Source organism: Lactobacillus rizhaonensis (assembly GCF_036246345.1).
GTDB classification, from domain to species: Bacteria; Bacillota; Bacilli; order Lactobacillales; family Lactobacillaceae; genus Lactobacillus; species Lactobacillus rizhaonensis.
In genome coordinates this window covers 212,964-227,271 of record NZ_BTTV01000003.1, presented here as the reverse complement: position 1 = coordinate 227,271, position 14,308 = coordinate 212,964, and the positions used below count along the sequence as shown (strand labels likewise).

Genomic DNA, 14,308 nt, shown 5'->3' with positions numbered 1-14,308 from the left:
CCAACTTTATAAATAAATAACTATCTTTTTTATTATCCTATAAGATGATATTTGTAGTTATAATACTTAAAAGTATAGTAATAAGTAATATAAAAAGGACGTATCTGCTTATCGCAAATACGTCCTTTATTAGCTTGGCTAGCCAGACTACAATTATTTAACTGTTACTGTAGCGCCAACTTCTTCAAGCTTAGATTTAATGTCATTAGCTTCGTCTTCAGAAACGCCTTCCTTAACGTTCTTAGGAGCGCCATCAACAAGATCTTTTGAGTCCTTAAGGCCAAGTCCAGTAATATCACGGACAGCCTTAATAACCTTAACCTTTTCTTGACCAGCTTCTGTCAATTCAACATCAAATGATGTCTTAGCAGCAGCTTCGCCACCAGCAGCACCTGCAGCAGCAACTGGAGCAGCAGCAGAAACACCAAATTCATCTTCAATAGCCTTTACCAGGTCATTTAATTCAAGAATTGAAGCACCTTTTAAGTCTTCAATAATCTTATCAGTATCTAAAGCCATACTTATTTTATCCTCCAAAATTTTTAGATATAAATTACATTAATTATTCTGCAGATTCATCTTTTGAATCAGCAACAGCTTTAACAGCATATGCGAAATTGCGTACTGGAGCTTGTAATACAGAAACAAGCATTGACAGTAAGCCTTCGCGTCCAGGAATGGCAGCAAGCTCTTTGATTTCTTCTTTAGAAGTCAATTTACCTTCTAACATACCACCCTTGATGTCGATAACATCATAATTATCTTCGTACTTAGAAACAATACGTGCTGGTTCAGTAATATCTTCAGCATTATCAGTATAAATTACAGCAGTAGGACCAACAAAAGTCTCTTCAAGACCTTCAATACCAGCCTTAGCAGCAGCACGTCTTAAGTAAGTATTCTTAACAACCTTCATTTTAACGTCGTTTTCACGAAGTTCCTTACGCATGTCAGTAACTTCTTCAACAGTTAAGCCAAGGTAATCAATTACCAAGATTGCTTTTGCAGCTTTAAGTTCTTCAGCAAACGCATCAACGAACTTCTCTTTTTCAGCAATAGCAGCTTTACTCACTCTATTTCACCTCCATCAAATTAATAATAAATTCCATCAGGCCCAAATAAAAACTCCATGCCAAGAAAGACATGGAGCTTTAAACTCTTCATTATCTTCTGGCCTCGGCGGGAAATTAAGGCGTCATGCCACCCGAGTCTTAGGTAGAATTTACTTTATTAAATATAACAGGATTATATTCTAAATGCAAGTTATTATTTTTCTTTCGGATCAGGCTTAATTAATTCGAATAATTCACCCGAAGTTTTATAAATAACCCAACTTGCCAAATTCACAATGTGATCGCTAATTCTTTCAAGCAATCTAATGATCACAAAATAACTAGCAGAAGCCACCGCAGCATCAGGTTCCTGCTCAACCCCGTCTATAATCATTTGTCTGGCGTTTTTATAATCCTTATAAACTTTGGCATGACCAAGTACCATTTGTCTGGCATCTTTTTCATTTTCCTGAACATAAGCTGTTAATACTTGTACCAGCATTTCACGCACCTGATGTGTCATGTTTGAGATTACTTTTTCAACATCTGGAAGACGTGGATTACCTTTAACTCTGACAGTTTCAATAGCAATGCTATTAGCATTTTCTCCTATTCTTTCTAAGTCTGTTGTAGCTTTTAAAATGCTGATAACAACTCGGAAGTCAGTAGCAACGGGCTGCTGTAAGGCCATTAATTCCAAAGCCTTCTTTTCTATTTTAACAGCCTCTTTGGCAACTTCCTTATCTTCCGCAATCATTTGTTGCGCTGCTTTTTTATCATGTTCGACGAAAGAACGCGTACCTCTATCGATCAGGTCATTAACTAAAACTCCCATCTCCATAAACCGAGCATTTAATTTCTTCAATTCGTCTAAAAATATTTCGTGCATAATCCACCTCCAAATTTAGCCAAAACGGCCATTAAGATAATTGTTTGTCATTTCTTTCTTAGGTGACAAGAACATTTCCTGTGTCGAACCAGACTCGATCAACTCACCATTCATCAGAAAAGCTACCTGATCAGAAACCCGACTCGCTTGTTGCAAGTTATGTGTCACCATAATGAAAGTATATTTTTGTTTTAATGCCATTAACGTTTCTTCAATTTCAGAACTTGATATTGGGTCTAAAGCAGAAGTTGGTTCATCAAGCAAAACAACCTCCGGTCTGATTGCCAGCGCCCTGGCTATGCAGATACGTTGTTGTTGTCCACCTGAAAAAGCAAGGGCATTGCGCTGCAGGCTGTCTTTTGTTTCGTTCCAAATTGCAGCTTGCTTCAAACTTTCTTCAACTCTCTGCTCAATCAGTTCCTTATCTTTGACCCCTGCTATACGCAAGCCATAAGCAACGTTATCAAAAACTGAAAACGGAAACGGCGTTGGTTGCTGGAATACCATACCCACTTTCTTACGCAAAGCAACTAAGTCGATATGAGAATGATAGATATCCTTGCCTTCTAACAAAATTTCACCGGTAATTTTAATATCATCAATATCGTCATTCATACGATTTAGGCAACGCAAGAAGGTTGATTTACCACAACCAGAAGGCCCAATCAAGGCGGTCAATTTTTGTGCAGGGAATGCTAAACTAATTCCATGTAAAGCTTCAAAATTGCCGTATTTAAGTTTAACATTCTTTGCCTCCATTACATTTGTCATTAATAACGCCACCTTTTATCCAAAACTACCTTGAATATACTTTTCAGTGATTTCACCTTGAGGATTAGTAAAAATATTGGTTGTAGTATCATATTCTAACGCATGTCCCAGATGAAAGAATGCTGTATACTCACTAATTCTTGAAGCCTGCTGCATATTGTGAGTTACCATAACCATGGTATATTTTTTACGCAGTTGCTTCAGCGTATCTTCAAGCTTGGCAGTAGACACCGGATCCAAGGCACTGGCCGGTTCATCCAAAAGTAAAATTTCTGGTTTTAAAGCAATGGCTCGGGCAATACACAATCTTTGCTGCTGACCTCCTGAAAGTGCTAAAGCACTTTGGTCAAGTTTGTCTTTGACTTCATCCCACAAAGCCGCAGCCCTAAGACTCTCCTCAACTATCTGATCTAGTTTCTTTTTGTTCTGTTGCCCGTTTGCTTTCAACGCGTAAGTGATGTTTTCTCTAATCGATTTAGGAAAAGGATTTGGTTTTTGAAAGACCATACCAATTGCTTTACGTAATTCATAGACATTAATTTTACTTTGATTAACATCAAGGTTATGAAACATAATGCTGCCATCAACACGGGCTACCCGATCATTCATACGGTTAAGTGATCGCAAAAAAGTTGATTTCCCTGATCCGGAAGCTCCTATTAAAGCAGTAATTGTATTTTTCTTAAAGCCCAAACTGACATCAAACAACTTCTGGACAGTACCACCATAAAAAACACTCAAATTATTCGTTGATATTGCACATTCATCCTCAGCAAAGGTCTTAATGTAGCTTTTTTGATTTTGCCAATTTTCCATAAGAACTCTCCTACTTTATCTTTGCAGCGGTTAGCCGTTTATAGATCCAGTTGCCAAGTGCTCGTGCACCAAAGTTAAAGATGATGACCACAATTACTAAAAGTGCTGAAGTTGCAGCAGACACCACATTTACATCAGGTATTATACCTTCAGTATTTACTTTCCAAATGTGTACAGCTAATGTCTCAGCGGGACGCATAATATTCAAAAAACTAGTAGGACTAAACATATTCCAGTTTGAATAATCTACGGTAGAGCCACTCTGCCCAGCAGTGTAAATTAAAGCAGCAGCCTCGCCAAAAACTCTTCCAGCGCTTAAAATCACACCAGTAATTATTCCGGGTAGGGCAGCTGGTAAGACAATACCATGAATGGTTTTCCAATTTGACAACCCCAAAGCCCAGCCAGCTTCTCTTTGGGTCTGAGGAACACCTTTAATTGCTTCTTCGATATTGCTGGTCAAAGTAGGTAAATTGAAAAAGGTTAATGCTAGAGCACCAGCAAGGATGGAAAAGCCAAAACCAAATTGAACTACAAACAGAAGATAACCAAAAAGTCCGACAACAATTGATGGTAATGAACTCAAAATTTCAATAGTAGTTCTAATTAATTGCGTAAACCAGTTGTCTGGGGCATATTCTGCTAAATAAATAGCGGCTCCCAAGGCGATTGGCAGCGAAATAATCAACGTTAGAAGTAAAAGGTAGAGAGAATTAAACAGTTGGTCTCTGATTCCTCCGCCTGCTTCAAAGGATGATGAAGCTGAACTTAAGAAATGCCAAGATAAGTGTGGTATCCCTGAAACCAAAATATTACCTAGAATTCCCACCAAAAGCAGTATAACAATTCCCACTAAAAAGTAAATTACGCCAGTAGCAATTCGATTTGTTTTTTTTGCATTCATAATACTACTAACTCTTCTTTCCAATTAAATGTACTAAGAAATTGAACACCAATGACATAATTAATAACAAAAGTGCCAATGACCATAACGCATTATTAGGTAAAGTTCCCATAACAGTATTACCCATTTGACTTGTTAATTGACTGGTTAAGGTAGCTGCCGGACTTACCAAGTTATAAGGCATTAGGACCGCATTTCCGATTGCCATTTGAACGGCCAAGGCCTCCCCAAAAGCACGAGCCATACCAAAGATAATAGCTGTCATAATTCGGGAACGTGCAGCTCTTAGAACGACATGGTATATAGTCTGCCATTTTGTCGCACCCAATGCGGAGGAAGATTTGCGTAAATCCTTTGGAATAGCTTTAAACGCATCAACTGTTAAAGAAGTAATCGTAGGTAAAACCATTACAAAAAGTATTAATGTAGCTGTTAAAATGCCAAAACCTGTCCCGCCAAAAATAGTTCTGACAGCTGGGACAACTACCATTAAACCTATAAAGCCATAAACTACGGATGGTATTCCTACTAGTAATTCCATTACTGATTGCAATAATTGTACCCTTTTGCCAGACTCATATTCAGTCATAAATAATGCTACGGCAATGGAAAAAGGTGTCGCAATTAACGCTGCTAGTAATGTTACCGCAAACGAAGTTACAATCATTGCAGCTGCACCAACATGATTCTTACCAGCACCGGGATTCCAGTCAGTAGAAAATAGAAAATGAAAAATATTTACTTTATTATCAATAAAAGTAGCCAAACCATGCATCCCAACAAAGCCAATAATTGCCACTATTAACATGCCAATTAATATAATTGCTAAAAATGTTAATCCTCTGCCCCACCATTCTTGTCGTGTTTCTTTCGATGGCTTGGTCAGACGATCAACATCAATATTTTTAGGATCAATGCCTTTAAACTTAACGTGAGGTACTTTTTGTTCGGCAATTGCATTTTCAACAACTTGCTGTAAGTCTTGTTCTTTTTTTGCCATTTTATTTACCTATCTTTGTAACCTTATTTTGACTATTACGCGTTACCCTCATTTCGTGAACACTTATATAGCCAATTTTGGGAACCAAATCTTTTTGTACTTTTTCGCTTAGTACATATTTGATAAAAGCTGCTGTTGCCTTATTTGGCTTACCTTTTGTATACATATGCTCATAGGACCAAAGCGGCCACTTATTTGTAGGAATATTTTTATTTTCGGGCTGAACATGATTTATACTTATTTTTTGAATATTTTGGTCATTTGCGTAGGGAAAAGAAATATAAGAAATAGTACCAGGTGTTGAATTAACAATCTTTTTAACCGTGCCATTAGAATCTTGCTCTTGCGAATTTACCGCGTCTTTTCCTTTTAAAATCAAATCTTCAAATGTAGCTCTTGTGCCACTGCCACGTGAACGATTAATCACAATGATTGACTGATTTTTGCCACCTACTTGACGCCAGTTTGTAATTTTACCGGTAAAAATATCAGAAAGCTGCTCAGGAGATAAGTTTTTAACCCCAACGCCCTTATTAGCAATTGGAACAATGCCAACTACAGCTACTGGAAAATCTTCTAGTTTTTTGGCGTCTATACCTTTTTGTGTTTCCGCAAAAACATCTGAAGTTCCAACTTGTACAGCTCCGGCTTGTACTTGACTTAAACCAGTTCCTGAGCCTCCACCCTGAACAACAATATTGCTGCTAAGGTGAGCCAAGTGATAATCATTGCCTGCTTGTTCTATTAAAGGTTGTAAGGCACTGGAGCCAACTATAGTAATTTTTTCCCGGTTTTGACTGCAACCAGTTAAAAAAAAGGGCATAAATAAGATTAATGCCAGCAGTGCACTTAAATTACTTTTTTTCATAATAATCCCTCAATTAGACAAATAAATTCAGCTCTAGTTTATCAAAACTTTTACCGTAGACCAATCATAAATACTTGCAAAGAGATAAAAAAGCAACTTGCCAAACTGGCAAAGTTGCTTTAGTTAACTATTTAATTTTAGTCCAAATTTAATGGATCAAGTTTAATTCCAGGGCCAAAAGTAGCAGCCACAGCTACGCTCTTAATGTATTGACCCTTAGCTGCTGATGGACGTGCACGTAAAATAACGTCACGTAAAGCATCAAAGTTTTCAATTAATTGCTCATCAGTAAATGAAACCTTTCCGATAGCAGCATGAATAGCAGCTTGACGATCAACACGGTATTCAACCTGACCAGCCTTAACATTCTTAACGGCCTTTTCAATATCCATTGTTACAGTACCGGTCTTAGGGTTTGGCATCAAGCCTTTAGGTCCTAAAATACGACCTAAGCGACCAACTTTAGCCATCATTGTTGGCGTAGCAACAACAACATCAAAGTCCAAGTAACCATTTTGTACTTTTTCAACTAAGTCGTCAGAACCAACTTCGTCAGCACCAGCGGCCTTAGCTTGTTCAGCTTGTGGACCATCAGCAAAAACAATCACCTTTTGGGTCTTACCAGTACCGTTAGGCAATACCAGTGAACCACGAATTTGTTGGTCAGCTTGCTTTGGGTCAACACTTAAGTTGTATGAAACTTCTACTGATGCATCAAAGCCAGCATATGAAGTTTCTTTAACTAACTTCATGGCTTCAGCAACTGAATACAATTTCTTTGAATCTACTTTTTTAGCAGCTTCTAAATATTTTTTACCATGCTTTGGCATGTGATTTCCTCCTTAATATGTGGTCAAGCGAGCTTAAGCTCTCCCACCTAAATTGTTATAAATAACAGGATTAGTCTTCGACTTCGATACCCATGCTTCTGGCAGTGCCTTCGATCATCCGCATAGCAGCTTCGACATCAGCAGCGTTAAGGTCCTTCATCTTTGTTTCAGCAATTTCCTTAACCTGATCCTTAGTTACCTTACCAACCTTCTTGGTATTAGGTTCACCGGATGCCTTGTCGATCTTAGCAGCTTGTTTCAAAAGAACTGGAGCTGGTGGAGTCTTAGTTACGAAATCGAATGAACGATCTTCGTATACTGTGATGACTACAGGAATTATCATGCCTTTTTGGTCAGCTGTTCTAGCATTGAAGTCTTTAGTAAAACCAACAATGTTAATACCTGCTTGACCTAAAGCTGGACCAACTGGTGGAGCGGGTGTTGCAGCACCAGCTGGAATTTGTAATTTAACAACATTTACAACTTTCTTTGCCACGGTCAAAACCTCCTTGATTCCGTGCGTGGTTAAAATGGAAAAGTTACCTACTTTTCCTCCCACAATAATAAAAGTACTTTAATATAGTATCATCGATTTAGCAATTTTGCAATAAATGACCTATTATTAGCTAATTTTCTTCACTTGATCATAGTCAAGCTCAGTGGTAGTGGCGCGGCCAAACATGTCTACCGAAACAAATAATTTATATTTATCGGGTTGAATTTCAGTAATTTTGCCTTCAACGCCGTTAAATGCACCATCAATAATAGTAACAGTTTCCCCTACTTCAAAATCAATCTGTGGCCGTTTCGCCGGTTCACCTTGTTGGCGTAAAAGTCTGTTTACTTCTTCTTCTAAAAGAGGAGATGGTTTTGAACCACCACCATGTGACCCCACAAAGCCGGTAACATTTGGTGTATTACGGACAACAAACCAACTTTCATCCGTCATTACCATCTCTACCAGAACATAGCCCGGAAAGATTTTTTCTTCCACTTCTTTTTTCTTATTATTTACCTTTTCAATTTTTTCTTGCTCAGGAACCATAACGCGAAAAATATAGTCTTGCATTCCCATACTTTGTGCACGTGACAGTAGATCCGATTTAACCTTATCTTCATATCCTGAGTATGTATGAAGCACATACCACTGCTTCTTAGTTGTTTCTACCATTATTAGAAATTCTCCTTTGATTTTTGGCAAACAAAAAAGCCTCTACGTCAGAGGTCTTTTATAATTTAATTAATTATACCACAAACTTAGAAACTGTGCTATTACATAACAATTTGTGTAATATTGGTAAGCAATAGATCAAGTAAACCTAGATATGCCGCAAACAAAATTGAGGATACAATTACGATTGCCGTGTCATGACGATTTTGTTTAGCTGTTGGCCAAGTAACCAGACGCATTTCTTCAACTACACTTTTAAAAAATTTAACCATAACTTACCTCGTTTCCTTATGTACTGTCATTTTACCGCAATGTTTACAAAACTTTTTTAATTCAAGTCGCTGAGTGCGATTTTTACTTGCGGTGATTGAGTAATTACGAGAGCCGCAAATACTGCAGGCCAATGATGCTTTTTTCACTGCCATAATCTCACTTCCAAACTATTGTATTTTAGCAAAAATGATTAGCATAAGCAATTAATTTAATAATTACTTACAAACCTGATTAAGTTCAAGTTTTTAAAAATATAACAAAAGCAGTTGCTCAATTAAGCAACTGCTTTATAGTGGCCAAACAATTGCGTGACCACTGTGCGTAGAACATTGTATTAGTCGGATTTACTTCTTAAGATTTTCGTTTACGAAGGATTCGATTTTATCGTCAGAGTCTTTCAGGAATGGGAGCATAGCTTCCTCTGTCTTAATGGTATCTCTACCATTCTTTTCCATAAAATAATCCCAAAGAGCATCTCTAACTGGAAGATCTGAATCACTCCAGTCAAAAACTTCTTTCATGTGACGATCTAACAATGCAGTCTTCATAACTTCTTCTGCCATCTTAACTACCTCCTAAAATAATTCTACAAGTAAAATTATACCGCATTTTCTGAATGTATACTATAAAAATACTAATTGAGCAATGTTTGGCGCATTTTTTGTACAAGGCGTGAGCGTGCTCTTGTTAAAGTTAGCTGGCTGATTTTTAAGTTCTTGATTACATCTTTTTGTTCCTTAATGCCTAATCCCACTAACAGCGCATTGATTTCTAAATCTGATAACCTTTCCGTTAAAACAGCAATGTTTTCACTTAAAGGTATTTCTGGTATAGAGGCAAAAGACTTATTTAAAGGCAGGATATGATTTTTCTTTGCCGTTTCTAAAGAAATTGATTGTTTCAAAGCTTGTCTGCGATAAGCATTATCATACCTAACTAGAGATCTTGCATGGTTGGTAAGTCGGGTCTTATAATAGCTACCAAATTTTCCTTTATTTAAGTCAAAGCTAATTGCCGACTCATGACAAATAATCAGTGCATCCTGCTCCCAATCCTGGTTATCATAGTAGCGAACATGGTATATGCTCTTAATTTTATTAATCAAAGGTTTATAAAGCTGGCACAAATTTATTAGCGCTTCATCATGGCCTTCTTTAATTTGCTGAATTAATTCCGCCTCACTTTTAATTGTTTCCTCAGTATTCTTCATTTACTTTCTCCTTTTGGTAAATTTTCCTGAAGAATACAACAACCAAAATATCCTAAATATCGAACTTAGGTTCAAACTTGGCAACTACTTTTTTGTGTTAGCTTAGCCATGACAAAAAGTTAAATTTGTTAAAACAGCATTAAATTAAAAAAGTATTGTTTAAATTTTTGCAATAGAAAAACACTCCGGTCAAGCCAGAGTGTTATAAACAATTATGGTAGCGGTTTCCTACTGTTAAGCATTTGATAAAGCAAAACACCTGTAGCGACACTGGCGTTAAGTGATTGTACATGGCCGACCATTGGTAAAGTCAACATCTGGTCCATCTGTTCTTTAAGAAGTCGTGATATTCCTTTGCCTTCATTGCCAATAACCAAAACTGTTTTACCATTACTATTCCATTGACGATAATCTGTACCTTTCATATCAGTACCAAAAAGCCAGTAGCCTCGCTTTTTAAGCATCTTTGCAGTTTGCACAAGATTATTTACTCGCGCCACTGGGACATAATCAATTGCACCAGTCGAGGTTTTGGCAACCACAGAAGTTAAACCTGTAGCTCTTCTTTTAGGAATGATAACTGCATCCACCCCAGTTGCATCCGCTGTTCTTAAAATAGAGCCTAAATTATGTGGATCTTCAATTGAATCAAGCATTAACAAAAATGGATCCTCTTTGGTATTTGCAAATTGATCTAATAACTGCTCCAAATCAGCATACTCAAAACTTGCAACTGTTAAAACTAATCCTTGATGGTTCTCACCTTGGACTAACTTATCCAATTTACTTTTAGGAACAGTTTGTACAACCAATCCTTTTTGCTTAGACAGGGCAAAAACCTCATTAGCAAAGTTTTCTTTTATTCCTTGTTGCAAAAAAATCTTGTTAATGTGATCAGCATCTTGAGTTCTTAAATAATCCAGTCCAGCATGCCGGCCATAAACAAAATCCTTATCATTTGAAGTCATAATTTTCAATGCCTCCGTTCTCAACAGTTTTAATACACCATTTTGTTAATTCTTCAATACGACTTTTTTTGTTTAAAAGTTCCAAATAGCCCCAAACTGCTTCAAAACCTGTAGATAATTGGTAGGTGGCTAAACTGGTGTTTTTGGCTTTAGTATAAGTCTTTGAATTTCTTCCGCGATGAAAAGTTGCAATCTCATCTTCTGTCAGCAGATTATCTTCTTGCAGTTTTGTAATCAATGCCGCTTGGGCCTTAGCCGAAACGTAATGGGTTGCCCGTCTTTGTAAAGATTGAGGTTTAACAATGCCGCATTTAATTAAATGGCGTCTGATAAAAATTTCATATACGGCATCCCCAAGATAAGCTAAAGTTTGCCCATTTAACGTATCTGGATTAACATCATTTTCTATCATTATTTTAGGTTTATTCACGTAGCCACCTTGTTCCTTGCGGTGTATCTTCAACAGTAATGCCCATTTTCTTTAGTTCATCACGTAGCGCATCGCTTTGTGCCCAATCTTTATTTTTACGAGCTTCTTCACGTTTTTTAATTAGTCGCTGAACTTGCTCATCCTCATTTTGATCTTCAACGGTAATTAAGCTCTTTAAATCTATCCCAAAAACAGCCAGCCAGTTTGTCAAAAGCTTAGCAGCTTTTTTAAGAGCATCTTTATCAGCATTTTTAGCATTAATATTAGCATTAATTTCTGGTAATAAATCATAAATGGCAGTTAAAGCATTCTGCACGTTAAAGTCATCATCCATAGCTGTGACAAATTTTTGCTCAGTGTCTTTAATTTTAGCGACCAAAGATTCTGATTTTTCACTATCTGATTCATCTTTTAGTCGGTATTCAAGGTTATTAAACGTATTTTTGAATCGCTGTAAAATAATTTGTGCCTGTTTTAGATTTTCCGTTGAATAGTTAATCTGTCTGCGATATTGAACACTTGCCATAAAGAATCTCAATACTTGGGGATCCACTTCTTGTAGCAAATCATGGACAGTCACAAAATTGTGCAGTGACTTGGACATTTTTTCAGCATCCGCACCGACTGTCACAAAGCCATTGTGCATCCAATAATGAACAAAAGTTTTACCGGTCGCAGCTTCACTTTGTGCAATTTCATTTTCGTGATGGGGAAATTCCAAGTCTTGCCCTCCCCCATGAATATCAATAGTCTCACCCAAATATTTAATGGCCATAACTGAACATTCTATGTGCCAACCAGGACGGCCCATTCCCCAAGGCGATTTCCAAGCTATTTCATCTGAATTTTTTTGCTTTTTCCATAAGGCAAAATCAATAGGGTCTTTTTTACGCTCTTGCTCTGCAGCATTAATATGCTTAGAAGCGCCTTCTTCAAGTTCGGAAATGTTTTGACTGCTAAGTTGACCATAGTGCTTAAATTTTCTAGCATGATAATAGACATCCCCGTCTGATTCATAGGCATATCCTTTATCAATGAGTTTTTGGATAAATTTGATAATTCCAGGGATTTCATGCGTAGCACGAGGGTTTTTAGTAGCTGGTTCAACATTTAAAGCAGCAATATCTGCAAGGTAGGCTTTAATATATCTTGCAGCCAAATCGGGTACAGTAAGGCCTTCAGTCTGAGCTTCAGCGATCATCTTGTCATCTACATCCGTAAAATTAGACACATAGTTAACTTTGAACCCACGAAATTCTAAATAACGTCTGATTGTGTCAAAAGCAATGACGCTTCTGGCATTACCAATATGAATGTAATTATATACCGTTGGTCCACAAACATACATTGTCACTTGCCCCGGGACTATCGGCTTAAATTCTTCCTTTGTATTAGTTAAAGTATTATAAATTTTCACAGCGGCTGACTTGCCTTTCTAAAATCTTATATTCTCATTTTACCAGAAACCGTGACAAATCCTAACAAGCAAAAGATTTAATCTTAATGTAACCAAGTTTCTTTCAAATATAAACTAAAACAGCGTATTACTCGTTCAATAAAGGAATAATACGCTGCTTTTATTTACAAGCCGTTTTCGCTCATTTGTTTTAATGTTAAGTCCAGATGATCTAACACGCGTTTTTTACCTAAGAGCTCCATCGCTTCGCCAATTCCTGGTCCTACCATTGATCTCGTGGTAGCAATTCTAATTGGCATAAACAAACGTCTGCCCTTAATTCCAGTTGCTCGCCGGGTCGCCTGTACCGCATTCATAATTTGCGGTGCAGTAAAACGTGGAATTAAATCAATTTGCTTTTTAAATTCCTCAATTACTGGTCTAGCTTCATCTTGACGAATTTCTGTAATTTCTTTTTCACTTAAATCTTTAGGTGCGTTAAAGAAAATCTTAGCCAGATCCACAATTTGTTTTGTATAAGACATTTGTACAGAATAAATATTGACTAATTGTCTTACCCATTCCATCTTCTCTGGATTAGGATCTTTTTCAACTAAACCAGCTTCCTGCAAGTTGTTAAGCGCCAAATCCAAAAGCGTGTCCCGATCAGCTTTTTTAATATACTGGTTGTTAATCCACTCCAGTTTTTTCTGGTCAAAAGCAGCAGGAGAATTTGACAAACGTGTAGGATCAAATTGCTTAATTAATTCTCGCTGACTGAAAATTTCACTTTCGCCCACAGGAGACCAGCCCAATAAAGTAATAAAGTTAAACATTGCATCAGGAAGATAGCCTAGATCTCTATATTGCTCAATGAATTGTAAAACAGATTCATCACGCTTAGAAAGTTTCTTACCAGTTTCAGAATTAATAATCAAAGTCATATGACCAAACTTTGGTGGCTGCCAGCCTAACGCCTCATAAACTGCTAATTGTTTTGGTGTGTTTGAAACGTGATCATCTCCACGCAAAACATGGGTGATTTCCATAAGATGATCATCAATAACAACAGCGAAGTTATAAGTTGGCATGCCATCGCGCTTTTGGATGACAAAATCGCCGCCAATAGTATCAGATTCGAAACTTAGATGTCCCTTAACAATATCATCCCAAGAATAAGTTTCCATTTCTGGGATGTGGATACGAACAACCGGCTTTAAGCCCTTCTTCTCTGCTTCTTCTTGCTTTTGAGCAATTTCAGCAGCTGTCATGCCCTCATACTCGTAGGTATAGTGTGGGGCAATGCCCATTGCCCGTTGTTCTTCACGCTGCTCTTCCAATTCTTCTTCAGTTTTATAAGAATAATAGGCTTTACCCTCATCAATGAGCTGTTTAATATATTTATTGTAAATATCTTTACGCTCAGATTGGCGGTAAGGGCCATAAGCGCCACCTTTATCAGGACCCTCATCCCAGTCGATGCCGAGCCAGTGTAAATTTTCCATTTGAGACTGCGAACCGCCTGCAACATTACGTTTCTGGTCCGTATCCTCAATTCTTAAAACGAAAGTTCCCTTATTATGCCGCGCAAACAAGTAATTAAATAGCGCAGTCCGTGCATTACCAATATGTAAGTGCCCCGTTGGACTTGGGGCATACCTTACCCGAATTTTTTGTTTAGCCAAAATTCATGCCTCTTTCAAAAAGTAAATATAAACAATTTAAGTTTA

At 37.3% G+C, this 14,308-nt stretch carries 19 protein-coding genes and 1 other annotated feature; all 19 genes read right to left on the bottom strand.

Annotated features, from left to right (window positions below):
• Window positions 1–153 precede the first annotated feature (153 nt).
• Window positions 154–519 (bottom strand): 50S ribosomal protein L7/L12, encoded by a 366-nt coding sequence (rplL, locus tag AAA915_RS05700; protein ID WP_046325276.1) that lies wholly within the window; start codon window positions 517–519, stop codon window positions 154–156.
• Between the two features lie 43 nt (window positions 520–562).
• Window positions 563–1,072, bottom strand: coding sequence for a 50S ribosomal protein L10 (gene rplJ / locus AAA915_RS05695; RefSeq protein ID WP_338200668.1), 510 nt, complete (start codon window positions 1,070–1,072; stop codon window positions 563–565).
• A gap of 38 nt (window positions 1,073–1,110) precedes the next feature.
• Window positions 1,111–1,234 (bottom strand) — a sequence feature (ribosomal protein L10 leader region).
• Between the two features lie 32 nt (window positions 1,235–1,266).
• Window positions 1,267–1,941 carry a phosphate signaling complex protein PhoU gene (gene phoU, locus AAA915_RS05690; RefSeq protein WP_122037838.1) on the bottom strand — a complete coding sequence of 225 codons (675 nt, stop codon included), beginning with the start codon at window positions 1,939–1,941 and terminating at the stop codon, window positions 1,267–1,269.
• 15 nt (window positions 1,942–1,956) lie between these two features.
• Window positions 1,957–2,712: a phosphate ABC transporter ATP-binding protein PstB gene (gene pstB, locus AAA915_RS05685; RefSeq protein WP_046325279.1), complete on the bottom strand. Its 756-nt coding sequence runs from the start codon at window positions 2,710–2,712 to the stop codon at window positions 1,957–1,959.
• 15 nt (window positions 2,713–2,727) lie between these two features.
• On the bottom strand, window positions 2,728–3,528 hold the full coding sequence (gene pstB / locus AAA915_RS05680; protein WP_294604468.1) for a phosphate ABC transporter ATP-binding protein PstB: 801 nt from the start codon (window positions 3,526–3,528) through the stop codon (window positions 2,728–2,730).
• A gap of 10 nt (window positions 3,529–3,538) precedes the next feature.
• Window positions 3,539–4,432: a phosphate ABC transporter permease PstA gene (gene pstA / locus AAA915_RS05675; protein WP_338200671.1), complete on the bottom strand. Its 894-nt coding sequence runs from the start codon at window positions 4,430–4,432 to the stop codon at window positions 3,539–3,541.
• A gap of 7 nt (window positions 4,433–4,439) precedes the next feature.
• Window positions 4,440–5,432, bottom strand: a complete 993-nt coding sequence (gene pstC / locus AAA915_RS05670) for a phosphate ABC transporter permease subunit PstC (RefSeq protein ID WP_338200673.1) — start codon at window positions 5,430–5,432, stop codon at window positions 4,440–4,442.
• Window position 5,433: 1 nt separating this feature from the next.
• Window positions 5,434–6,300: a phosphate ABC transporter substrate-binding protein gene (locus tag AAA915_RS05665; RefSeq protein WP_338200675.1), complete on the bottom strand. Its 867-nt coding sequence runs from the start codon at window positions 6,298–6,300 to the stop codon at window positions 5,434–5,436.
• Between the two features lie 137 nt (window positions 6,301–6,437).
• Window positions 6,438–7,130 carry a 50S ribosomal protein L1 gene (gene rplA / locus AAA915_RS05660; RefSeq protein WP_338200677.1) on the bottom strand — a complete coding sequence of 231 codons (693 nt, stop codon included), beginning with the start codon at window positions 7,128–7,130 and terminating at the stop codon, window positions 6,438–6,440.
• A 70-nt stretch (window positions 7,131–7,200) separates the two neighbouring features.
• Window positions 7,201–7,626, bottom strand: a complete 426-nt coding sequence (rplK, locus tag AAA915_RS05655) for a 50S ribosomal protein L11 (RefSeq protein WP_046325284.1) — start codon at window positions 7,624–7,626, stop codon at window positions 7,201–7,203.
• 126 nt (window positions 7,627–7,752) lie between these two features.
• On the bottom strand, window positions 7,753–8,301 hold the full coding sequence (nusG, locus tag AAA915_RS05650; protein WP_038523578.1) for a transcription termination/antitermination protein NusG: 549 nt from the start codon (window positions 8,299–8,301) through the stop codon (window positions 7,753–7,755).
• Window positions 8,302–8,402: 101 nt separating this feature from the next.
• Window positions 8,403–8,573, bottom strand: coding sequence for a preprotein translocase subunit SecE (secE, locus tag AAA915_RS05645; RefSeq protein ID WP_110446374.1), 171 nt, complete (start codon window positions 8,571–8,573; stop codon window positions 8,403–8,405).
• A gap of 3 nt (window positions 8,574–8,576) precedes the next feature.
• The gene (gene rpmG, locus AAA915_RS05640; protein WP_103752448.1) at window positions 8,577–8,726 is read right to left on the bottom strand and encodes a 50S ribosomal protein L33; all 150 of its coding nucleotides are present in this window, start codon (window positions 8,724–8,726) and stop codon (window positions 8,577–8,579) included.
• Between the two features lie 192 nt (window positions 8,727–8,918).
• Window positions 8,919–9,137, bottom strand: coding sequence for a P8 family protein (locus AAA915_RS05635; protein WP_338200683.1), 219 nt, complete (start codon window positions 9,135–9,137; stop codon window positions 8,919–8,921).
• A 71-nt stretch (window positions 9,138–9,208) separates the two neighbouring features.
• Window positions 9,209–9,784 (bottom strand): sigma-70 RNA polymerase sigma factor region 4 domain-containing protein, encoded by a 576-nt coding sequence (locus tag AAA915_RS05630; protein ID WP_338200685.1) that lies wholly within the window; start codon window positions 9,782–9,784, stop codon window positions 9,209–9,211.
• A gap of 212 nt (window positions 9,785–9,996) precedes the next feature.
• The gene (gene rlmB, locus AAA915_RS05625) at window positions 9,997–10,752 is read right to left on the bottom strand and encodes a 23S rRNA (guanosine(2251)-2'-O)-methyltransferase RlmB (RefSeq protein WP_338200687.1); all 756 of its coding nucleotides are present in this window, start codon (window positions 10,750–10,752) and stop codon (window positions 9,997–9,999) included.
• Entirely contained in the window at window positions 10,739–11,164 is a 426-nt protein-coding gene (locus AAA915_RS05620; protein ID WP_420915115.1) for a Mini-ribonuclease 3, read from the bottom strand. The genes rlmB and AAA915_RS05620 overlap by 14 nt, the downstream gene beginning before the upstream one ends.
• A gap of 10 nt (window positions 11,165–11,174) precedes the next feature.
• Complete coding sequence (gene cysS, locus AAA915_RS05615; RefSeq protein ID WP_338200691.1) at window positions 11,175–12,599, bottom strand: cysteine--tRNA ligase; 1,425 nt, start codon at window positions 12,597–12,599, stop codon at window positions 11,175–11,177.
• 164 nt (window positions 12,600–12,763) lie between these two features.
• Window positions 12,764–14,263, bottom strand: coding sequence for a glutamate--tRNA ligase (gene gltX, locus AAA915_RS05610; protein ID WP_338200693.1), 1,500 nt, complete (start codon window positions 14,261–14,263; stop codon window positions 12,764–12,766).
• Window positions 14,264–14,308 lie beyond the last annotated feature (45 nt).